This is a genomic window from Ruegeria sp. HKCCA6837, from assembly GCF_013034475.1.
Lineage (GTDB): Bacteria > Pseudomonadota > Alphaproteobacteria > Rhodobacterales > Rhodobacteraceae > Ruegeria.
The window spans coordinates 517,274-535,968 of the sequence record NZ_WQGD01000001.1 but is presented as its reverse complement, the minus strand read 5'-3'; the positions used below and the strand labels follow the sequence as shown (position 1 = coordinate 535,968).

Sequence of the window (18,695 nt, the reverse complement as noted above, 5' to 3'; positions counted from 1 at the left end):
CTGCCTATTAGGCTGGCAGATGAATCACGAACTTTTCGCGCAGTTCCATGTCCAGCAGCGGATCGAACTTGGCCTCGGATGGCGCAGACAGAATTTCTTCCTTGCGCGCCGTTGCCTTGTCGATCAGGTCCGGTTTGCCAAGCTCGACCCATTCTTTTGGCGACGATCGATCTCCGAATGTGGGATAAACGTAGTCAGCTTGCATCCGGCTGAGCGTAGCTTCCGTTCCAAGATAGTGACCAGGGCCGCCCATGCAGACCTCGGCCATCTGGTCCAGAGCTAGGGTTTCATCGTTCACTTCGATGCCCCGTACGCAGCGCTGCGCCTGACCGATCAGGTCATCGCTGAGGATCAGGCTTTCAAAGCAGAAACCCAACAAAGAGGCGTGCATGCCCGCCGCTTCGTAGACCATGTTCAGACCGGACAGACCCGCCATCACGTTGGAACACATCTGCTCCCATCCGGCTTGCATGTCCGGCAGTTTGGAATCCGACGCTCCGGCTGCTGCTCCGCCGGGTAGGTTGTAGAACCGGTGCATCTGTGCGCATCCAGCCGTCAGCAACGCCTGTTCGCCCGACCCAATGGACATCGCACCTGTCCGAAGGTCCAAGCCAAAGGGCCAGGTCCCAAAAACGGCTGGTGCTCCGGGACTTACGGCGTTTACGTAAACCAGTCCGGCAAGGCATTCGGCGGTCGCTTGAGTGATGGCTCCGGCTATGGTCGACGGCGCTGTGGCACCGGCCATCCCGGCTGAAAGAAGCAGGACAGGCATTCCGGCCTTGATGCACTCCTCCATCACTTCGCAGCTTTCAGTGGCGAACTTCATGGGGGGAACCACAAAGCAGTTCGAATTCGATACAAATGGCCGCTCGCGGTACTTATCCTCACCACCCGCGATCATGTAGATCATCTCCATCGCGGGCGCGACGTGGCTGGGTTCCGTGAACGATGTCCCGATGTGTTTGAAAGTGCCGGAACAGCTAGCATAGATCGTGTTCAGGTCCATTTCCAGGTTGTCGGCGATGTCGCGGCAAACCATAGGGCGTTGAACAAAGTGAATGTTATCAAGTTGCTGGCAGATTCGCGCGGCATCGTGTAGGTCCTGCACAGTTGAATCGCGGTATTCCCGCCCATGCACGTCGACCATGGACACGGCAGCGCCGGCAGTGCCGTAGTGAACTTTGGTGCCTGACAGCTCAAGATCGGTTTTGCCATCACGGCTGTACAATGTAACCGCGCGGTTAGCTTTGGCGATAGTGTCCTCGACCAAAGCGCGTGGAAATCTAATGCGTCCATCGTCCCCAAGGGTGCAGCCTGCATTTACAAGGTAGTCGATACCGCTTTGCGGGGCGTCAGCCAGACCGATGGTTTCCAGCGCGGTCAGTGCGGCCTCGTGAATACGTTCAATTTGTGCCTGCGTCAGAACATTTAGAACTCCGCCCTTCATTCCAGGGCGCACGGGGCGAAGATGGTCGGGCAGGGCCGTTGCGCGGGCGGCACGGCGTGCAGCGCGGCCTCCGCTGCGTGACGTGTTGCGGGATTGGTCGTTCATGTCTTGATCCGGTTGTTGAGTGATGCTTTGGGGCGCGGAATATCCCCTTACGGCCGTCCCCGAGCGGCACGTCCACGATCCGCACCAATGGTGCGGCTGATCAGGCTGATTTTCCAGTCGTGGTCTGTCATTCGGGTTCTCAACTTCTGGCCTTAGCCTTCCAAAACACTACGACACAATCTGTCCTGTTTACGACCTTTGTTGGTTTTTGCAGCTCATCGTGACGGTTTGCTGCCGGATAAAGGAGGATCGGGCAGATTTTCTCCCGTTTTGGAAGAATTCTGTTATACTGCATTCACTTACTTTTGAGTTTTGTGACCCTAGAATTGAATTCTGATGAAGCGAAACGCAGATTAGAATAAGTTTGCGTCTTTAGATCGAAACAAGAGCGACATAATTTTGTACCCGTGCAAAAAACCTCTTTCTGTCCTGTTCGTGGCGACCTGTCTCGCCAGCGCAGGCCCGGTTTTTGCCGAAGATTGGACAGGTGGTTATGTGGGCCTCAGCTTTGGATATGCGGATGCGGATGGACCGGGCGGCTCCAGCGGTGATGACACCGCTTTTGGTGCGCATATTGGTTATGATCAGGACTTTGGGAATTTTGTCCTGGGTGGTGAGCTGGAATACAACCGGCTCTCGTTGGATTTGGGCTCGTCCCAAGGCAGTTTGGACAGCATGACTCGTCTGAAGCTGCGCGGTGGATATGATTTCGGCAACGCGCTTGGCTATGTGGTTGTCGGGGCGGCGCGGGCTGAAACCTCGGTCGACAGCGACACGGCAGCGGTTTATGGCATCGGCGTGGCGTACCCGATTGGAGAAAACTTTGTGATCAGCGGCGAGGCGTTGCGGCAAAATTTCGACGATGTCACCCGTTCCAGCGGCAGTCTGGATTCCAACGTTTTCAATTTACGAACAACGTTTCGTTTTTGAATACTATTCCGCAGCGTGACGCTGCGCGAGCTGTTCGGCAAAAGAGCACAGCGTTTTCAGTGCGCTAGCGAAACGGTTGTCTTCAACAGTCATGGCCACCCGAACATGCCCGGCGGCGGCTGAGCCAAAGCTTTCTCCGGGCATGACGGCAATGCTGTGCGTGTCCAACAAAGCATTGGCAAAACTTTCCCCGGACAACCCGGTCTTGCGCACGTCCAGCATCAGGTACATCGCCCCCTGTGCGGGCACCAGGCCAACGGTGGATTGATCCTGAAGAATCGCCACGGCCTGTGAACGTCGACGACGAAACGGGGCGGCGATCTTTTCCTCCAGCTCGTGTCCTGCGGTCAGAGCATAACTGGACGCGTCCTGTATGAAGCCTGGTACGCCATAGGTTGTGTGGGTGGCCAGATTGATCAGATGGGCGATGACCTCTTCGGGGCCGACAATCCAACCACAGCGCGATCCCGTCATGGCATGGGATTTGGACATGGAACCAATGACAAGCGTCCGATCCTCCATACCGGGTAGAGCGCGCGGCGACAGGTGTTCTCCCTGCCAAACCTGCGTGTCATAGACTTCATCCGAGATCAGCCACAGGTCGCGTCGCTGGCAAATTTCGGAAACGTCTTCAAGCGATTGGCGGGAATAAACAACCCCGGTTGGATTGTTTGGTGTGTTGATCAAAAGTGAAACAGCACCGTCAGCCGCAGCATCGATCCGTTCGGCGCAGGGCTGAAAGGCGTCTTCTGCTGCGGTCTGAATTGCGCGGGCAACTGCTCCGACCCCGCGAATCGTTCCGGGATAGGTGGCGTAATAGGGATCTAGGAACAGCCCCACATCACCGGGATCACAAACTGCCATATGGGCCGCAAACAGCGCAGACTGGCCGCCGGGTGTGATCATAACGTTGTTGCGCGTTGTTGGGACGCCCGTCCGCGTTTGCACCCGTGCCGCCACTGTGTCGCGCAGAAGATCTGTTCCGGGCACCATGGCATAACCCGTATGTCCTTCGCGGGCGGACAGGTCCATGGCATGCAGGATCGATGGATCGGTTCGGATGTCATGTTCGCCGATGGTCAACTCGGTCACGGCCTGACCTTCGCTCAGCATCCGACGGGCCCGATAGAACACGTCCCAGCCGTCGCTGCCGCCGCCTGTAATCTGCGTGATGCGTTTAGAGAGTTTCATACCACTGCTCCGGGATAGCTTTTGGCTGAATGGGACAGAGCGGCAGAGCTTTGTCAATCAGCTTCGCGGCGGCAATGTCGCTTGCAGCTTTTTAGTCAGCGATGCCCGGACAATGTCGTATGACACCGTCAGGCGGTGGCGCAGTTCCTCAGGATCAGCATCAAACGGAAGGCGCACCCAACTGCGGTGGAAATAGGGGGCTTTCACCCCCACACCGGCGTCAATCACCATCTGGGCCGTTTCCGCGTCGGGCGTTTTGACAGAAACCCCGTCATTTGCCGTACCGATGCAGGCAAACATCTTGCCACCGATTTTCCACGCACCGTGCCCGCCGCCCCAGGGGTCCGACAACGCGGCCCCGGGGAATTCCTTGCAAATCGCATTGACGTAATCTCGGTCCATGGTCCGCACGGTGACTGAGGCGGCGCGCAAACTCAATACTTGGCTTGAGGATCAACCCGTGCTAACCGAAGGACATGAACCCGATGACCTGCATCATTATCTGCTGCATTACCTGCTGATTTATCAAGCGGGCCGGTTTCTTTCGTTTTCATCCCTGAGACAAGTTGCTAAGCCCGCGCCAACGCGCAAGCACATGCTGTTTCTGAGGAGCCCGACCGATGACGACGATCAAGCTGCACAACACACGGACGCGGACGAAGGAAGACTTCGCTCCGATCGACCCTGAAAATGTGCGGATGTATGTCTGTGGTCCGACGGTCTATGACCGCGCGCATCTGGGCAATGCCCGCCCGGTGGTGGTGTTTGATGTGCTGTACCGCCTGCTGCGTCATGTCTATGGCGCGGATCACGTGACTTATGTGCGCAATTTCACCGACGTCGACGACAAGATCAACGCCACCGCGCTGGCGCGTAAAAAGGCGGGCGCGGAAGGCTCGTTAGAGCAGTTGGTACAGGAACGATCTGACGAAACCATCGGCTGGTATCTGCACGATATGGGCGCTTTGGGAACTCTTGAACCCAACGAGATGCCGCGTGCGACCCAATACATTGACCAGATGATTGCAATGATCGAGGATCTGATCGTTAAGGGCCATGCCTATGCCGCCGAGGGCCACGTGCTGTTTGCCGTCGACAGTTGGAAAGAGGGCTATGGCAAGCTGTCGGGCCGCTCGGTCGATGACATGATCGCAGGCGCTCGGGTCGAGGTGGCACCCTACAAAAAGAACCCGATGGATTTCGTGTTGTGGAAGCCGTCAACCGACGAACTGCCGGGTTGGGACAGCCCGTGGGGTCGGGGGCGTCCTGGTTGGCACATTGAATGCTCGGCAATGAGCTATGAGTTGCTGGGCGAGAGCTTTGACATTCACGGCGGCGGCAACGACCTGATGTTCCCGCACCACGAGAACGAGATCGCCCAAAGCTGCTGCGCGCACCCGCAAGGTGAGTTTGCGCGGGTTTGGCTGCACAATGAGATGCTGCAGGTCGAAGGGAAGAAAATGTCCAAATCGCTGGGCAATTTCTTCACCGTGCACGATCTGTTGGAACAAGGCGTGCCGGGTGAGGTGATCCGGTTTGTGTTTCTGCAGACCCATTACCGCAAGCCGATGGACTGGACCGAAAAAAAGGCGCGTGAGGCCGAAGCGACGTTGCGCAAGTGGCGGGCGTTGACAGCGGGCGTCGAGCCCGCCGCCAGCGCGGCACCTGCGGTGGTGGTGGCACTGAGCGATGATCTGAACACTGCAGGTGCAATGACCGAGTTGTACCGTCTTGCATCGGACGGTGACGCAGAGGGTCTGTTGGCGAGCGCGCAGTTGCTGGGGCTGTTGCTGCCAGAGATGGGCGCGTGGGCGGATACGGCATCTGTTGACTTGACTGCACATGCTGACCGTTTGGCCAACGCACGGGCGTCCGCCATGCAGAACAAGGACTTCTCGGAAGTTGACCGCCTCAAGGCCGCGTATATCGCGGCAGGGCTTGAAGTGCGCATGAGCAAGGAAGGTGTGGAACTGGTGCCCGGTGCCGGGTTTGATGCCTCCAAGTTGGAGGAGGTCTTATGACCAAAGAACGCCTCTACCTCTACGACACCACCCTGCGCGATGGGCAACAAACGCAGGGCGTTCAGTTCTCCACCGCCGAAAAGGTGCAGATCGCTCAGGCTCTGGATACTTTGGGAGTGGATTATATCGAAGGCGGCTGGCCCGGTGCGAACCCCACCGACAGCGCGTTTTTCGAGGTTGCACCGAAGACCTCAGCCCGTCTGACGGCGTTTGGAATGACCAAGCGGGCAGGGCGCTCGGCCGAGAATGATGATGTGCTTGCAGCCGTGATGAATGCGGGCACGCAGGCCGTCTGTCTGGTGGGCAAATCGCACGATTATCACGTGACCCATGCGCTGGGGATCTCGCTTGAGGACAATGTCGAGAACGTCCGTGCCTCGGTCGCACAAATCGTGGCGCAGGGTCGCGAAGCGCTGTTTGATGCCGAACATTTCTTTGACGGCTACAAGGACAACCCGGATTATGCGGTCGCGGTCTGCCGCGCCGCGCTGGACGCTGGCGCGCGTTGGGTGGTCCTTTGCGACACAAATGGAGGCGCTTTGCCGTCGGACGTTGGGCGGATCGTATCAGACGTGATCGCAGCAGGTCTGCCCGGTGATCGGTTGGGTATTCACACACATAACGACACCGAGAACGCGGTGGCCTGTTCCCTGGCGGCCGTAGAAGCAGGTGCGCGCCAAATTCAGGGCACCCTGAACGGTTTGGGCGAGCGTTGCGGGAATGCCAACCTAACCGCTTTGATCCCGACGCTGCTGCTGAAGGAACCCTATGCTTCGCAGTTTGAAACCGGCGTCAGCCTGGATGCTCTGGCGGGGCTGACCCGTATCAGCCGGATGTTGGATGACGTTCTGAACCGGGTTCCCAGCAAGCAGGCGGCCTATGTGGGGGCGTCTGCCTTTGCGCATAAGGCCGGACTGCATGCCAGTGCGATCCTCAAGGACCCATCGACCTATGAACATGTCGAGCCTGCAAGTGTGGGCAACTCACGCATCATTCCAATGTCGAACCAGGCCGGGCAGTCGAACCTGCGCAAACGTCTGACCGAAGCCGGGTTGAGCGTCGAGGCGGGTGATCCCGCGCTCGGTCGGATCCTTGAACGGATCAAACTGCGTGAAGCGGATGGGTATTCCTATGATACTGCGCAAGCCAGTTTCGAACTGTTGGCGCGGGACGAGCTGGGACAACTGCCCGAGTTCTTTGAAGTCAAACGCTACAAGGTCACGGTTGAGCGGCGGAAGAACAAGTACAACAAGATGGTCAGCCTGTCCGAGGCTGTTGTTGTAGTGAAAGTGGACGGTGAAAAGAAGCTGTCCGTCAGCGAGTCCATGGATGGTTCCGGCAGTGACCGGGGGCCTGTGAACGCTCTGGCCAAAGCCTTGGCCAAAGATTTGGGGCGGTATTCGCAAGTCCTGTCAGATATGCGACTGGTCGACTTCAAGGTGCGGATCACACAAGGCGGGACCGAAGCGGTCACGCGTGTCATCATCGACAGCGAAGACGGGCAGGGGCGGCACTGGTCTACCGTGGGCGTCAGCGCGAACATAGTCGATGCATCGTTCGAGGCTTTGCTGGATGCGATTCAGTGGAAACTGGTGCGCGATTGCGATCCGCAGAAGGCAGCAGCTGAGTGAGCGCGGTCTTTGACGACGACGTCAAAGCCTGTGCCGCGCTGGTGCAACGGGCTGATCCTGACCGGTTCCGTGCCGCAATGGCAGCCCCGGTGGCGGCCCGTGCCGTTCTGTTCCCGTTATACGCGTTGAACGTCGAAGTGGCGCGCGCGCCCTGGGTCACGCAAGAACCGATGATTGCCGAGATGCGGCTGCAATGGTGGCGCGACGCTTTGCAAGAGATTGCCGAAGGCGCCACTGTGCGACGGCATGAAGTTGTAACGCCCTTATCGCGTGTGCTTTCGCCTCATCTGGCCGGTGTTCTGGATGAATATGTGGCTGTAAGGCGTTGGGATATTTATCGGGATCCGTTTGAAGGCCAGGAACACTTTGACGCTTATATCAACCATAGCGCGGGGTCTTTGTTTGTGGCCTCTGCTCAAGCGCTGGGTGTCGCGGACGAGGATGTGTTGCGCGATTTTGGTTATGCCGTTGGTGTTGCAAACTGGCTTCGCGCGACCCCCGAGCTGGAAAACAGGGGTCGGATACCTTTGTTGGACGGCACCCCGGAAGGTGTGCAAACCCTTGCGCAATCTGCGCTGGAGCGTCTTAACAAGGCCCGGGCAAACCGGGTTGCGATCTCTGTCGAAGCCCGTCCAGCGCTTGCGGCAGGGTGGTTGGCTGAATGGGCGTTGAAAGAGGCTGTTGCGCGGCCTGAACGTGTTGCTTCTGGCAGTTTGATACCGGGCGAAATGCGGCAACGCTTGTCCCTGATGTGGACGGTCAGCAGTGGGCGCTGGTGATCAGGCCCGTTCCGGGTCGGCGGGACGCAGCACCAGCCACAGCAACGCGCCACCCGCTAATGTTAGCAACGGAACCATGGCCAGGTTAACCGCTGTCCAGCCTTCGATCGCAGAGCCGCCCGAGCAGTTCATCAACCCGCCCGACGCCAGCGACGCCAATGTGACACCTCCGAAAACCAGCAGGTCGTTCAGACCCTGCATCCGGCCACGCTCTTGCGGGTCATGCGAGTCTGCCAGCATCGAAGTCGCGCCGATAAAGCCAAAGTTCCACCCGATGCCCAGCAGAACAAGGGCGAGGAAGAAGTTCCCAAGTTCAACCCCTTGCAAAGCAACAACCCCGGCGCTTGCTAAAATGGCAAGGCCTAGTGCCACGATCTTCTCTACCCCGAAGCGGGCGATCAGATGGCCGGTAAAGAAACTAGGGATGTACATGGCCAACACGTGGCTTGTAACGATATCCGCTGCGTCGTTGGCCGAGAATCCGCACCCAACGACGGCCAGCGGGGTCGAGGTCATTACAAGATTCATCAGGGCGTAAGACACCATCGCACAGATGACCGCGACTGCGATACGTGGTGTTTTCAGCAACTCAAGCCGTGAACGTCCTTTGGGCTCGTTCTCTGTGGGTTTTGGTGGTGTTGGGATGTCGAGAAAGAAGAACAGGCCAGAGCCCAGAACGTTAATCCCGATCACAGCCAGATAGGTGCCCAGAAACGGAATGACATAGGCCTGAGAGGTGAGTTTCACGATTTGTGGGCCGATAATCGCCGCAGCCAGCCCCCCGGCCATCACGTATGAAATGGCCTTAGGGCGGTACGCGTCTGACGCTGTGTCCGCCGCAGCGAACCTATAGAACCCGTGTGCGCTCATGTAGATACCTGTCAGCAGGCTGCCAACAAGGAAGATAGGGAAAGAGCCAAGGAACAAGCCGTAAGCTCCGATCAGCCCACCCAACGCGCCAGCGGTTGCTCCAACAAGGAATCCGGCACGACGGCCCCAGCGCTGCATGATCGCCGAGATCGGCGTGGCCGCTAGCATGGAACCCAGAACAATCAAGGAAATGGGCAATGTCGCAAGGCAAGGGTTTGAGGCCAACGATTGGCCTGCCAGCCCCCCGACAATGAACATCATGGGCATCTGTGCACCCAGAATGGCCTGTGCGGCCACCAAAACAGCTACGTTGCGCTTGGCCTGACGGTCGTCTGGAAGGGTTGAGGTCATTGTCATGGGCGAATGGTTATCGGCTAAGCCTTTGGGGTACAAGCGGCTTGCATCTGCGGCACATGCGCCTAACGTGCCCATGAACACCGAGCAGGGAGGCCGCATGTCCGTAGGCCGCATCATCGAAACGCCAGATTGCGTGGCCGAAGGCGCCGAATGGCTGGCGCAAACTTGCCCGCGCATGGCCTATGCCATCGAACAAACTGGCCCTTTGCCTCTGCGCCGCCGCCCCGATGGTTTCGCACAACTGCTCAGCGCTATTGTCAGCCAGCAGGTCAGCGTAGCTGCCGCGCGTGCAATCTGGAAACGGTTGCAGGACGCGAAACTGACCGGTCCACGCAAGATTATGTGGGCCACAGATGAAGATCTGCGCGCCGTGGGTCTAAGCCGTCAGAAGATCCGCTATGCACGGGCGTTGGCTGAGGCGCGCATTGACTTCAAAGCATTGCGCGACGCGCCTGACGACGAGGTGGTTAAAACTTTGACGCAGGTGTCCGGGATCGGCGTCTGGACGGCCGAGATTTATGCGATGTTTTCCCTGGGCCGCGCCGACGTGATCGCACCCGGTGATCTGGCGCTGCAAGAGGCCGCGCGTGTTCTCTATGACCTGCCCAAACGCCCCACGGACAAGGAACTGCGCCAAATGGCCGAAGTGTGGTCGCCGTGGCGCTCGGTTGCGGCGCGGGTGCTGTGGGCCTATTACCGGGTTGATAAACAAAGAGAAGGGATCAGATGACACGGGTTTTGAATGCGCTGAGGAAAGAGCCTGTTTCGGGTGACACGCGATCAGTCGTGGTGTTCGTGCATGGCTATGGCGCAAACGGCGCCGACCTGCTGGGGTTGGCCGATCCGTTGGGCGAGCATTTGCCCGATACTCTGTTTGTAGCCCCAGATGCACCCGAGCAGATTCCGGGGATGCCGAACGGCTTTCAGTGGTTCCCGATTCCTTGGATCGATGGGTCGTCCGAAGAAGAGTCGCGCCGGGGTATGGAAATGGCAGTTGAGGACTTCAACGCCTTTCTGGATGCCCTGATGGTGGACGAAGATGTACTGCCCGAGCAGGTTGTGCTGTTTGGCTTCAGTCAGGGCACCATGATGAGCCTGCACGTTGCGCCGCGCCGCGAAGACCCCGTGGCTGGGATCGTCGCCTTTTCTGGCCGGTTGTTGGAACCCGATCTTCTGCCCGACGAAACTGTCAGCCGGATGCCGGTCCTGCTGGTGCATGGTGATGCGGACGACGTCGTGCCACCGCAATCGCTGCCAGAGGCCGCTGAAGCCCTGCAGGCTGCGGATTTCAAAGAGATCTACGCGCATGTCATGAAAGGCACCGGCCATGGCATTGCCCCCGATGGTTTGAGCGTCGCGCTGGCTTTCATGCGCGACAAGCTGAGCCTTTAACTTTACCATCCAGATCAGCGGAACGCCTTGGCGTTCCGTGCAAGATCAAGACCAAAGATGCGCTTCGGCAAACTCGATCGAGTTTCCCGCCGGGTCGCGCACGTACAAAGACCGTGCACCGCCGGGCCAGTCAAACTCGGCATCCACGGGGATGTTCCAATCCAGCAGGTGTTTGCGCATCACTGTGATTTCATCGCGTGACAAAACAAGACACACATGTCCGGGGCCGCGCGCACCATGAGGTGGGACAGGCATGTCAGGGTTGAGGGGCGGCTGTTCTGTTTGGTTGGGGTTAAAGATAAGCAGAACAGATCCGCCGATGCGGTAAAATACATGGCGGTTGTTGATGCGCTGAATACGCTCAAGCCCTAAAACCTCGCTATAAAACTGTTCCGCCGCATCCAGATCGTCTGCGTAAAGCGCGGCCTCCAGAATGGCCGAAGGGGCCGGGATATCTGGCGTGAGTTTCATGCCCCAAGTATAACAGAAAAGGGCGGGTTTTGTCACCGGCGCGGACGTCGGTCACGTTTGCGCTGCGGAGCGGTGTTCAAGGTGGGCATCGGCAGGCTGTCCCATTGACCGGGCCCCAGATCATCCAGTGTCCAGTCTCCGATACGATAGCGGATCAGGCGCAGGGTTGGCAGACCCACTGCCGCCGTCATGCGCCGCACCTGCCGGTTCTTGCCCTCTCGGATGGTCAGTTCCAGCCAACTGTCGGGTACGCTTTTTCGTTCCCGGATAGGTGGGATGCGAGGCCAGAGTCCCTCGGGCTCATCAATCTGCCGTACCTTTGCGGGGCGCGTCTGGCCGTCCTTCAACTCAACCCCGTTCCGTAACGCTTTCAAGGCGGCCTCATCAGGGATGCCTTCGACCTGAACCCAATAGGTCTTTGCCATCTTGTGCTTTGGATCTGATATCTGAGCCTGCAGTTTTCCGTGATCAGTCAGCAGCATCAAACCTTCGCTGTCACGATCCAAACGACCAGCGGGATAAACGCCAGGCAGGTCGATGAAATCGGACAGCGTGCTGCGCGGGCTTTCGGCATCGGCGCGGTCCGTGAACTGTGGCAGCACGTCATAAGGTTTGTTGAAGCGAATGAACCAGGACATGACCCGCCCATAGCCCGAAGGACGCACCCGGTGCAAGTTGTGGATAACTGTCATGTGACTGTCACAGATTCGGCTTACCCAGTCTGCGACATATTGTGGAAAATCAGGGCTTGTCAGAGTTTTAACACGATATATAGTTATCTTAAGGCCGGGGCGGGTGCTCTCCGCTCTGGTGTCACAAACGGGCAGCCGAGAGCGAGGAGCGATTCTGTGATGGACGGGGATTTCAGGACCGAATTTGTAAGAGAGCCGGGTATGCTCAAACAACACCCGGCCCTGGTTTTGAACGCCGATTACCGCCCCTTGTCCTACTACCCGCTGTCATTGTGGCCCTGGCAAGAGGCGATCAAAGCGGCCTGGCTGGATCGGGTCGACATCGTGGCCGAATATGACGAGGTCGTCCGAAGCCCGAGCACCGAGATCCGAATACCCTCGGTCGTTGTTTTGAAAGACTATGTAAAACCCAGAAAGCGCGTGGCCTTCACGCGCTTTAATTTATTTTTGCGGGATGAATTCCGCTGCCAGTACTGCGGCAGCCGCGATAACCTGACATTTGACCACGTGGTCCCACGCGCGGCAGGCGGCGTGACCAGCTGGCAGAACGTGGTGGCGGCCTGTAGCCCCTGCAACCTGCGCAAAGGGTCCAAATCGCTGCGTCAGGCGGGGATGACATTGCGCAAACCACCGCGTCAGCCTGATGCTGAGGCTCTGCGCAATATCGGTCGGAAGTTCCCGCCGAACCACCTGCACGAAAGCTGGATCGACTTCCTGTATTGGGATGCGGAACTGGACGAGTTTTAAGCGCGCGCCCGCCAGGCCGCGATCCAGATCAGCATCAGCACTGCCGAAGCGATGGCGTTCCACCCTGCCATCGAGATACCGAACATCTCCCACGGGATATCGTCACAGCGCACCAGCGGCGCATTCATGATCTGATCGAACAGGTCATCGGTGCTCAACCCACTGATATCGCCCGAGGTGCAGCTGCTGGGGCCTTCCCACCAGCCTTGTTCGACGCCAGCGTGAAAAACGCCGATGGCCGCGGTTGTTGCAGCCGCAACTGCACCCAGCAACGGCAGGATACTAAATCTTGGCAATGCCAGCGCGACCGCACCGATCGCGATAGCCACTGCGTGCGGGTAGCGCTGCCAGATGCACATCTTGCACGGTGCAAGCCCGCCCAAATGCTGAAAGCCGAACGCCGCCAATAAAAGGGTTGCTGAACCAATCGTGGCCAGAGCCACAAGTCCGGATTGTTTTGTCATAAATATTTAACCGCCACGAACCCGCCAAAGAGTAGGATGATGAACAGCGTGAACATAAGACCCAGACGCTTTTCGATAAAGTCCCGGATCGGTTCGCCAAAGCCCCAAAGCAGGCCGGCAACCAGAAAGAATCGCATGGCACGCGCCAGAATCGATGTGGCGATGAAGGTGCCCAGCGGCATTCCGGTCCAGCCGGACATGATGGTGATGACCTTGTAGGGGAAGGGCGTGACGCCCGCAGCCAGCACAGCCCAGAACCCGAAATCGTTAAATCGGGTGTTAAATTCTTCCATCGCGTGTGCCTTACCCATGGATTCCAGAATGGGCTGGCCGATGCTTTCATAGAAAAACGCTCCAATCGCATATCCCAGCATCCCGCCCAACACCGAAGCCACCAACGCGACGGTCGCAATCAACCAGGCGCGCGATGGACGCGCTAGAATCATCGGAATCATCAGGACGTCAGGAGGAATCGGAAAAAACGAGCTTTCGATAAAGGCGACGATGGCCAAGGCCCACAGGGCATGAGGGTGTTCGGCCAGACGAATGGTCCAGTCATAAAGCGATCGTAACATATACAGTACTCAAATCCCGTTTAGCGGCCCCAAGAAGGCAAACCATGCACCTGACGGACCGTCAACCGCCCAGATTGAAACAAATGGAATATGGGATGTTTTTTGCCTCTGGACCTTCCCGCGCTTGGGCGCTAATCCAGTGTCCGTGGCCCAAGTGGCGGAATGGTAGACGCAGGGGATTCAAAATCCCCCGCCTTCACGGGCGTGAGAGTTCGAGTCTCTCCTTGGGCACCACATTTTCTTTTAACCTGCTATTTGTTTCTCGTGATCAGATAGTTGCGTCGCTTTGTTGTCATGGCTTTTGATGCGCTGCCTTGAAACGCGCGATTGATCTGCCTTGCGAAAACTTGGGTGCAAAAAACGAAGCGGCAACGATTTGGTGTGGTTTTCTTCAACGCCTAAAATCTGAGCGGTCCAAGAAAACGAGTCAGGGGAACAGGGAAACAATTACGGCGCTGCGCTTCAATTGTTCACCGCACGTTTTTAACTTCATGGCCAAAGGCGAAGCCGGACATATGCCTCAAACCTTGTTCTGATACCATTTCAGAACAAACACCCGAATGGCCGATGCAAGACCGGTTTCAGGATCGCGTGCAACATCAATTTCAGCGGCCAAAACATTGATCGGAAGATTTTTTTCAGCAGCGATGTCGCGGAAAGCTCGCCAGAATTCATCTTCAAGCGACACGGATGTTCGGTGACCCTTGAGTGTCAGAGAGCGTTTGATTGGGCGGCCGCTCATTCGTCTAACTCGCGCTTGTCGAGTTCGCGCTTCAGCTTGTCCCGTTCGAACTTGACGATTTCTTTCTCGGCCTTGGTGCGTCCGAAAGCGACAGCATTCTGATCCGCGCGGGCTTTCTTTTCAGCCCGCGCTTTTTCTTTACGATACCGGTTCAGGTTAACCGGCTTGCCCATTAGTCTTTCGGACCGATCATCTGTTCCGGGCGGACGACGGCGTCAAAGGTCGCCTCATCCACAAAACCCAGCGCGATGGCCTCTTCCTTGAGTGTTGTGCCATTCTTATGCGCGGTCTTGGCCACGGTGGTGGCGTTGTCGTAACCGATAGTCGGTGCCAGCGCTGTCACCAGCATCAGCGATTCCTTCATCAGCTTGTCTATGCGTGGCTCGTTGGCTTTGATTCCCATCAACATCCGCTCGGTAAAGCTGTCAGAGGCATCACCCAGCAGTTGGATCGATTGCAGCAAGTTGTAGGACATCATCGGGTTGTAGACGTTCAGCTCGAAATGACCTTGGCTGCCTGCGAAAGTCATCGCAGCGTTGTTGCCCATCACGTGGGCGGCGACTTGGGTCAACGCTTCGGCCTGTGTCGGGTTCACCTTGCCGGGCATGATCGACGAACCGGGTTCGTTCTCGGGCAAGATCAATTCGCCCAGACCCGACCGCGGGCCGGAGCCCAGGAAACGGATATCATTGGCGATTTTGTAGCAGCTGCCTGCAATCGTCGCCAAAGCACCGGACAGGAAGACCATGGCGTCATGGGCCGCCAATGCTTCGAACTTGTTTGGCGCGGTGACGAAGGGCAGGCCGGTAATATCGGCCATATGTCCTGCGACGGCCTCGCCCCAACCGTGCTGGGTGTTCAGTCCTGTACCCACAGCTGTACCACCTTGCGCCAGTTCGTAAATCCCAGGCATCGCCGCGTGAACGCGGGCAATTCCCTGACGGATTTGATGGGCGTAACCGCTGAATTCCTGTCCCAGCGTCAGAGGCGTCGCGTCCTGCGTGTGGGTCCGACCGATCTTGATGATATCTTTGAACTCTTCGGCCTTCTGCTCCAGTCCTGCGGCCAGTTTTTCAAGACCCGGAAGCAGCACGTCACGCACGCTGGTCGCGGTGGCCACATGCATGGCGGTGGGGAAGGTGTCGTTCGACGATTGACCCATATTGCAGTGATCGTTCGGATGCACCGGGTCTTTTGAGCCAATCACACCACCCAAAATTTCGATAGCGCGGTTTGCAATGACCTCGTTGGAGTTCATGTTTGATTGCGTGCCCGAGCCTGTCTGCCACACGACCAGCGGGAAGTTGTCGTCAAACTTGCCTTCGATCACTTCACCTGCGGCTTGTATGATTGCGTCGGCGATCTTGGCGTCCAGCTTGCCAGTGGCCTTGTTCTGCATGGCGCAGGCTTTTTTGATCACGCCCAGCGCGCGTACGATAGCGACGGGCTGTTTTTCCCAGCCAATAGGGAAATTCATGATCGAACGCTGCGTTTGTGCGCCCCAATACTTGTCGGCAGGGACCTCTAGCGGGCCAAAGCTGTCGGATTCGGTGCGGGTCTGAGACATCTGTCACTCCGTCTGGTATGCAGTTGTATGCCGTTTAGCCGCAGCAAAGCCATGACGCAATCGGCCAGTTGGGCGCACCTTAAACTCAGGCGTACCAAAGGTATAGGTGCCGGGGTGCGTCACTTTAATGAGAAAGAGATGGATTGTGCCATTGTGCGCAGCCCCCTCTGAGCTACAATAGAAAGGTGAATCCCGTGGAGGACAAAATGCCAAATTTCCATAGATTTGCACTAGCCAAAGCCGTCGCGGTCTTTGCGGTGTGCATGGTTTGGTTGTCCGTGTTCAGCGTGTCCGCGCGCGCGGCGGACATTGCGCCGTTTGTCGGGGATTACATTGGGTCTGCAAACGTTGTGGATGCTGATGGCACCTCTACCCCGCGGGATATGAGCGTTTCTATTTTCGAAACCGAAGACGGGTTTAATGTGAGCTGGCGTACCACAACCTATAAGCTGGACGGGCGAGTAAAGAACCAAAAGTTCTCAATCGACTTTGTGCCTTCGGGGCGTGGGGATTTGTTTTCAGCCGCAATGAAGCGCAATGTGTTTGGCCACGAAGTGCCGTTGGACCCGATGAAAGGGGAGCCTTTTGTTTGGGGTCGAATCGTTGGTGATACGTTGACAGTTTATTCCTTGTTCATTGATTTGGATGGCGGGTACGAATTGCAGCAATACGATCGTACGCTTGCAGAAGGCGGGTTGAACTTGTCGTTCTCTCGTTTCATCGAAGGTGTGAAATCACGGTCGGTCGAGACTTTCCTACAAAAGAAATAACCCCGCGCGTGGCGGGGTTGAGGTCTATTTGCGGAAGCTGTCCAGTGACACGACGTCTGCGTCGTGGTGTGGTTCTTCTTCTTCGACTTCAATCGTCTCTTCTGCGATATGATCGTCATCCATATCGTCCTCAGGGCTCTCAAAGCGCAGGCCGAACTCCACAGAGGGGTCAACAAACGTCTTGATCGCGGCGTAGGGGATATAAAGCGGTTCGGGCGCATCACCGAAATTCAGAGTGATGGCAAAGCCGGTCTCACCAACCTCGAGGTTTTCGAACCAATGCTGCATGACAATTGTCATTTCTTCCGGATAACGTTCGCGCAACCAGTCGGCGATATCCACACCGTCCTCGCGCGTGTCGAAGGTAATGAAGAAATGATGTGCACCGGGTAATCCGGTTTCGGAAACATCTGTCAGCACTTTCTTGATAAGCCCGCGCATGGCGGAGTGCATCAGGTTGCCGTAATCGATGCCTTGCGACATGTGTGATCCTCAAAAGTGGTTATGCCCAGCATAGGGCTTTTGTTCGGAAACGAAAGAGCGGGTATGACCGGATTGATCAGATATTGTGTGCGGCCAGCCCAGCGATGGACATCAGGGCCAACACCGTGCCCATCCCCAATTTTAGTCGAAATATCAAGACCCCAGCCAGAGCGGTTAAGCCCAACGCAGCAAAATTTAACTGGGAAAGCTGTGGGGCAGGTATTGCCAGCGGCCCCCAGGATATGTTCGGCACTGATTCGAATAGAACGTTCAGGGCGAACCACACGGAAAGGTTGAGAATCACGCCGACAACAGCGGCGGTGATGCCATTGAGGGCCGATGACAGGCGCGGTCGCGTGGCAAGCCGATCCAGGTACGGGGCGGCCAGGAAGATCCATAGAAAACAGGGCACAAAAGTCGCCCAGAGCGCAACTGCACCGGCCGCCAACGCCAAGCTGAAGCCTCCGCTAAGTTCACCGGCAAGCATTGCAACAAATTGGGTGACAAGGATCAGGGGGCCGGGTGTTGTTTCCGCAAGACCCAATCCGTCGATCATTTGATCTGTGCTGATCCAGTGGTACTGATCCACAACCGTCTGCGTCATATAGGCCAGCACCGCATAAGCGCCGCCAAACGTGACGACGGCCAGTCGCGCAAAGAACCAGCCCAAGTCGCTGAGCAGTTGATGCCCGCTGAGGGTCAGCGCGAACAATGGTCCAAGCCAAAGCGGCAACCAGATAGCAACTGTTTTGAGTGATCGTTTCAGGTGCGATGGCTGAACTGGGCCAGGCGGTTCCGTTGGGCCACGAAACGTTGCATATCCCCAAAGCGCAGCGGCAAGAATTATCAAGGGAAAAGGCAGGTTCAGCAGAAAAATGGAAGCGAAAGACAGTCCGGCGATTATGCGGTGGTCTTTGTCCATTAAGGCTTTACGCGAGAGATTGCGCAGCGCCTGCAAGACGATCATTATAACCGTTGCTTTGATGCCAACAAATGCGGATTGGACCAACGGAACATCGCCAAACGTGGAATATAGCGCGACCAATACCGCAATAACCAAAGCGCCGGGCAAGACAAACAAACTGCCGGCGATCAGCCCGCCTGTTACGCCGCGCAGGCGCCAACCGGCATAGGTGGCCAGTTGCATCGCCTCCGGACCCGGTAGCAACATGCAAAGTGACAGGGCGCGCAGGTAGGTCTGTTCATCAAGCCATGGTCGGCGCTCGACAAGTTCCTGATGCATCAGGGATATTTGCGCAGCCGGACCCCCAAAGGACAGCAGCCCGATCCTGCCAAAAACCCGGATGAGGTCTTTAATCGACGGCGTCATGGTCTTGCTCACGTCGCAAGATCCGAAATCTTTGACCCGATCCCGAAACTGGAGCCGTTGAAAACACTCAAGGCTATCAGGATCTGCTGTGTAGTATCGGGCGGCCAAGTCACAACATGAAATCCTGCAAG

General features: G+C 57.2%; 21 protein-coding genes and 1 tRNA gene. 9 read left to right on the top strand and 13 right to left on the bottom strand.

The window, feature by feature from the left end; all coding sequences use genetic code 11:
* Positions 1 to 7: 7 nt before the first annotated feature.
* Positions 8 to 1,552 (bottom strand): trimethylamine methyltransferase family protein, encoded by a 1,545-nt coding sequence (locus tag GOV91_RS02640; protein ID WP_171234335.1) that lies wholly within the window; start codon positions 1,550 to 1,552, stop codon positions 8 to 10.
* Positions 1,553 to 1,987: 435 nt separating this feature from the next.
* On the opposite strand from GOV91_RS02640, the gene GOV91_RS02635 reads away from it, so the two are divergent.
* On the top strand, positions 1,988 to 2,482 hold the full coding sequence (locus GOV91_RS02635; protein ID WP_348540099.1) for an outer membrane beta-barrel protein: 495 nt from the start codon (positions 1,988 to 1,990) through the stop codon (positions 2,480 to 2,482).
* A gap of 3 nt (positions 2,483 to 2,485) precedes the next feature.
* Here the strand turns inward: GOV91_RS02635 and GOV91_RS02630 are convergent, their stop codons facing one another.
* Positions 2,486 to 3,673, bottom strand: coding sequence for a pyridoxal phosphate-dependent aminotransferase (locus tag GOV91_RS02630; protein ID WP_171234334.1), 1,188 nt, complete (start codon positions 3,671 to 3,673; stop codon positions 2,486 to 2,488).
* 57 nt (positions 3,674 to 3,730) lie between these two features.
* Entirely contained in the window at positions 3,731 to 4,075 is a 345-nt protein-coding gene (locus tag GOV91_RS02625; RefSeq protein ID WP_171173849.1) for an MmcQ/YjbR family DNA-binding protein, read from the bottom strand.
* A 218-nt stretch (positions 4,076 to 4,293) separates the two neighbouring features.
* Here GOV91_RS02625 and cysS point away from each other — a divergent pair, with 218 nt between their 5' ends.
* From cysS to GOV91_RS02610, 3 genes are read left to right on the top strand one after another with little or no spacing between them, the layout of a single operon-like run.
* Complete coding sequence (gene cysS / locus GOV91_RS02620; protein ID WP_171173853.1) at positions 4,294 to 5,694, top strand: cysteine--tRNA ligase; 1,401 nt, start codon at positions 4,294 to 4,296, stop codon at positions 5,692 to 5,694.
* Positions 5,691 to 7,325 (top strand): citramalate synthase, encoded by a 1,635-nt coding sequence (gene cimA, locus GOV91_RS02615; protein WP_171234333.1) that lies wholly within the window; start codon positions 5,691 to 5,693, stop codon positions 7,323 to 7,325. Before cysS ends, cimA begins: the two co-directional genes overlap by 4 nt.
* On the top strand, positions 7,322 to 8,104 hold the full coding sequence (locus tag GOV91_RS02610) for a squalene/phytoene synthase family protein (RefSeq protein WP_171234332.1): 783 nt from the start codon (positions 7,322 to 7,324) through the stop codon (positions 8,102 to 8,104). The genes cimA and GOV91_RS02610 overlap by 4 nt, the downstream gene beginning before the upstream one ends.
* Here the strand turns inward: GOV91_RS02610 and GOV91_RS02605 are convergent, their stop codons facing one another.
* Positions 8,105 to 9,331, bottom strand: coding sequence for an MFS transporter (locus tag GOV91_RS02605; protein WP_171234331.1), 1,227 nt, complete (start codon positions 9,329 to 9,331; stop codon positions 8,105 to 8,107).
* Positions 9,332 to 9,428: 97 nt separating this feature from the next.
* On the opposite strand from GOV91_RS02605, the gene GOV91_RS02600 reads away from it, so the two are divergent.
* Positions 9,429 to 10,061 carry a DNA-3-methyladenine glycosylase gene (locus GOV91_RS02600; RefSeq protein WP_171234571.1) on the top strand — a complete coding sequence of 211 codons (633 nt, stop codon included), beginning with the start codon at positions 9,429 to 9,431 and terminating at the stop codon, positions 10,059 to 10,061.
* Entirely contained in the window at positions 10,058 to 10,723 is a 666-nt protein-coding gene (locus GOV91_RS02595) for an alpha/beta hydrolase (RefSeq protein WP_171173859.1), read from the top strand. Before GOV91_RS02600 ends, GOV91_RS02595 begins: the two co-directional genes overlap by 4 nt.
* 45 nt (positions 10,724 to 10,768) lie before the next feature.
* On the opposite strand, the gene GOV91_RS02590 is transcribed toward GOV91_RS02595, so the two are convergent.
* A complete protein-coding gene (locus GOV91_RS02590; protein ID WP_171234330.1) occupies positions 10,769 to 11,194 on the bottom strand; it encodes a VOC family protein in 426 nt (141 codons plus the stop codon).
* A gap of 32 nt (positions 11,195 to 11,226) precedes the next feature.
* Positions 11,227 to 11,832, bottom strand: a complete 606-nt coding sequence (locus tag GOV91_RS02585) for an rRNA large subunit pseudouridine synthase E (protein WP_171234570.1) — start codon at positions 11,830 to 11,832, stop codon at positions 11,227 to 11,229.
* A gap of 213 nt (positions 11,833 to 12,045) precedes the next feature.
* Between GOV91_RS02585 and GOV91_RS02580 the strand changes: the two genes are divergently transcribed.
* Positions 12,046 to 12,633, top strand: a complete 588-nt coding sequence (locus tag GOV91_RS02580) for an HNH endonuclease (protein ID WP_171090203.1) — start codon at positions 12,046 to 12,048, stop codon at positions 12,631 to 12,633.
* On the opposite strand, the gene GOV91_RS02575 is transcribed toward GOV91_RS02580, so the two are convergent.
* Positions 12,630 to 13,097 carry a disulfide bond formation protein B gene (locus GOV91_RS02575; RefSeq protein WP_171234329.1) on the bottom strand — a complete coding sequence of 156 codons (468 nt, stop codon included), beginning with the start codon at positions 13,095 to 13,097 and terminating at the stop codon, positions 12,630 to 12,632. The two genes, GOV91_RS02580 and GOV91_RS02575, sit on opposite strands and share 4 nt — an antisense overlap.
* Positions 13,094 to 13,672, bottom strand: coding sequence for a YqaA family protein (locus tag GOV91_RS02570; protein WP_171090199.1), 579 nt, complete (start codon positions 13,670 to 13,672; stop codon positions 13,094 to 13,096). The genes GOV91_RS02575 and GOV91_RS02570 overlap by 4 nt, the downstream gene beginning before the upstream one ends.
* Positions 13,673 to 13,820: 148 nt before the next feature.
* Between GOV91_RS02570 and GOV91_RS02565 the strand changes: the two genes are divergently transcribed.
* Positions 13,821 to 13,906 (top strand) — tRNA-Leu (locus GOV91_RS02565).
* Positions 13,907 to 14,192: 286 nt separating this feature from the next.
* Here GOV91_RS02565 and GOV91_RS02560 read toward each other — a convergent pair.
* The 3 genes from GOV91_RS02560 to fumC are packed head-to-tail and all read right to left on the bottom strand — an operon-like array spanning position 14,193 to position 15,981.
* Positions 14,193 to 14,414, bottom strand: coding sequence for a ribbon-helix-helix domain-containing protein (locus GOV91_RS02560; RefSeq protein WP_171234328.1), 222 nt, complete (start codon positions 14,412 to 14,414; stop codon positions 14,193 to 14,195).
* The gene (locus GOV91_RS02555) at positions 14,411 to 14,587 is read right to left on the bottom strand and encodes a DUF4169 family protein (protein WP_171173868.1); all 177 of its coding nucleotides are present in this window, start codon (positions 14,585 to 14,587) and stop codon (positions 14,411 to 14,413) included. The genes GOV91_RS02560 and GOV91_RS02555 overlap by 4 nt, the downstream gene beginning before the upstream one ends.
* Complete coding sequence (fumC, locus tag GOV91_RS02550) at positions 14,587 to 15,981, bottom strand: class II fumarate hydratase (protein ID WP_171234327.1); 1,395 nt, start codon at positions 15,979 to 15,981, stop codon at positions 14,587 to 14,589. The genes GOV91_RS02555 and fumC overlap by 1 nt, the downstream gene beginning before the upstream one ends.
* Before the next feature lie 206 nt (positions 15,982 to 16,187).
* On the opposite strand from fumC, the gene GOV91_RS02545 reads away from it, so the two are divergent.
* Complete coding sequence (locus GOV91_RS02545; RefSeq protein WP_171173872.1) at positions 16,188 to 16,751, top strand: hypothetical protein; 564 nt, start codon at positions 16,188 to 16,190, stop codon at positions 16,749 to 16,751.
* A 24-nt stretch (positions 16,752 to 16,775) separates the two neighbouring features.
* Here GOV91_RS02545 and GOV91_RS02540 read toward each other — a convergent pair whose 3' ends face one another.
* Both GOV91_RS02540 and chrA read right to left on the bottom strand, forming a co-directional pair.
* On the bottom strand, positions 16,776 to 17,234 hold the full coding sequence (locus GOV91_RS02540; protein ID WP_171173874.1) for an SspB family protein: 459 nt from the start codon (positions 17,232 to 17,234) through the stop codon (positions 16,776 to 16,778).
* A gap of 76 nt (positions 17,235 to 17,310) precedes the next feature.
* The gene (gene chrA, locus GOV91_RS02535; protein ID WP_171234569.1) at positions 17,311 to 18,564 is read right to left on the bottom strand and encodes a chromate efflux transporter; all 1,254 of its coding nucleotides are present in this window, start codon (positions 18,562 to 18,564) and stop codon (positions 17,311 to 17,313) included.
* Positions 18,565 to 18,695: the final 131 nt, after the last annotated feature.

What these genes read in the sequence shown, in the direction of transcription:
- GOV91_RS02545 (WP_171173872.1), top strand. Translation starts at nt 16,188, where the DNA reads ATGCCAAATTTCCATAGATTTGCACTAGCCAAAGCCGTCGCGGTCTTT.
- fumC (WP_171234327.1), bottom strand. Translation starts at nt 15,981, where the DNA reads ATGTCTCAGACCCGCACCGAATCCGACAGCTTTGGCCCGCTAGAGGTC.
- GOV91_RS02570 (WP_171090199.1), bottom strand. Translation starts at nt 13,672, where the DNA reads ATGTTACGATCGCTTTATGACTGGACCATTCGTCTGGCCGAACACCCT.
- chrA (WP_171234569.1), bottom strand. Translation starts at nt 18,564, where the DNA reads ATGACGCCGTCGATTAAAGACCTCATCCGGGTTTTTGGCAGGATCGGG.
- GOV91_RS02580 (WP_171090203.1), top strand. Translation starts at nt 12,046, where the DNA reads ATGGACGGGGATTTCAGGACCGAATTTGTAAGAGAGCCGGGTATGCTC.
- cysS (WP_171173853.1), top strand. Translation starts at nt 4,294, where the DNA reads ATGACGACGATCAAGCTGCACAACACACGGACGCGGACGAAGGAAGAC.
- GOV91_RS02590 (WP_171234330.1), bottom strand. Translation starts at nt 11,194, where the DNA reads ATGAAACTCACGCCAGATATCCCGGCCCCTTCGGCCATTCTGGAGGCC.
- GOV91_RS02640 (WP_171234335.1), bottom strand. Translation starts at nt 1,552, where the DNA reads ATGAACGACCAATCCCGCAACACGTCACGCAGCGGAGGCCGCGCTGCA.
- GOV91_RS02600 (WP_171234571.1), top strand. Translation starts at nt 9,429, where the DNA reads ATGTCCGTAGGCCGCATCATCGAAACGCCAGATTGCGTGGCCGAAGGC.
- GOV91_RS02575 (WP_171234329.1), bottom strand. Translation starts at nt 13,097, where the DNA reads ATGACAAAACAATCCGGACTTGTGGCTCTGGCCACGATTGGTTCAGCA.
- GOV91_RS02625 (WP_171173849.1), bottom strand. Translation starts at nt 4,075, where the DNA reads ATGGACCGAGATTACGTCAATGCGATTTGCAAGGAATTCCCCGGGGCC.
- GOV91_RS02595 (WP_171173859.1), top strand. Translation starts at nt 10,058, where the DNA reads ATGACACGGGTTTTGAATGCGCTGAGGAAAGAGCCTGTTTCGGGTGAC.
- GOV91_RS02540 (WP_171173874.1), bottom strand. Translation starts at nt 17,234, where the DNA reads ATGTCGCAAGGCATCGATTACGGCAACCTGATGCACTCCGCCATGCGC.
- cimA (WP_171234333.1), top strand. Translation starts at nt 5,691, where the DNA reads ATGACCAAAGAACGCCTCTACCTCTACGACACCACCCTGCGCGATGGG.
- GOV91_RS02555 (WP_171173868.1), bottom strand. Translation starts at nt 14,587, where the DNA reads ATGGGCAAGCCGGTTAACCTGAACCGGTATCGTAAAGAAAAAGCGCGG.
- GOV91_RS02605 (WP_171234331.1), bottom strand. Translation starts at nt 9,331, where the DNA reads ATGACAATGACCTCAACCCTTCCAGACGACCGTCAGGCCAAGCGCAAC.
- GOV91_RS02585 (WP_171234570.1), bottom strand. Translation starts at nt 11,832, where the DNA reads ATGTCCTGGTTCATTCGCTTCAACAAACCTTATGACGTGCTGCCACAG.
- GOV91_RS02560 (WP_171234328.1), bottom strand. Translation starts at nt 14,414, where the DNA reads ATGAGCGGCCGCCCAATCAAACGCTCTCTGACACTCAAGGGTCACCGA.
- GOV91_RS02630 (WP_171234334.1), bottom strand. Translation starts at nt 3,673, where the DNA reads ATGAAACTCTCTAAACGCATCACGCAGATTACAGGCGGCGGCAGCGAC.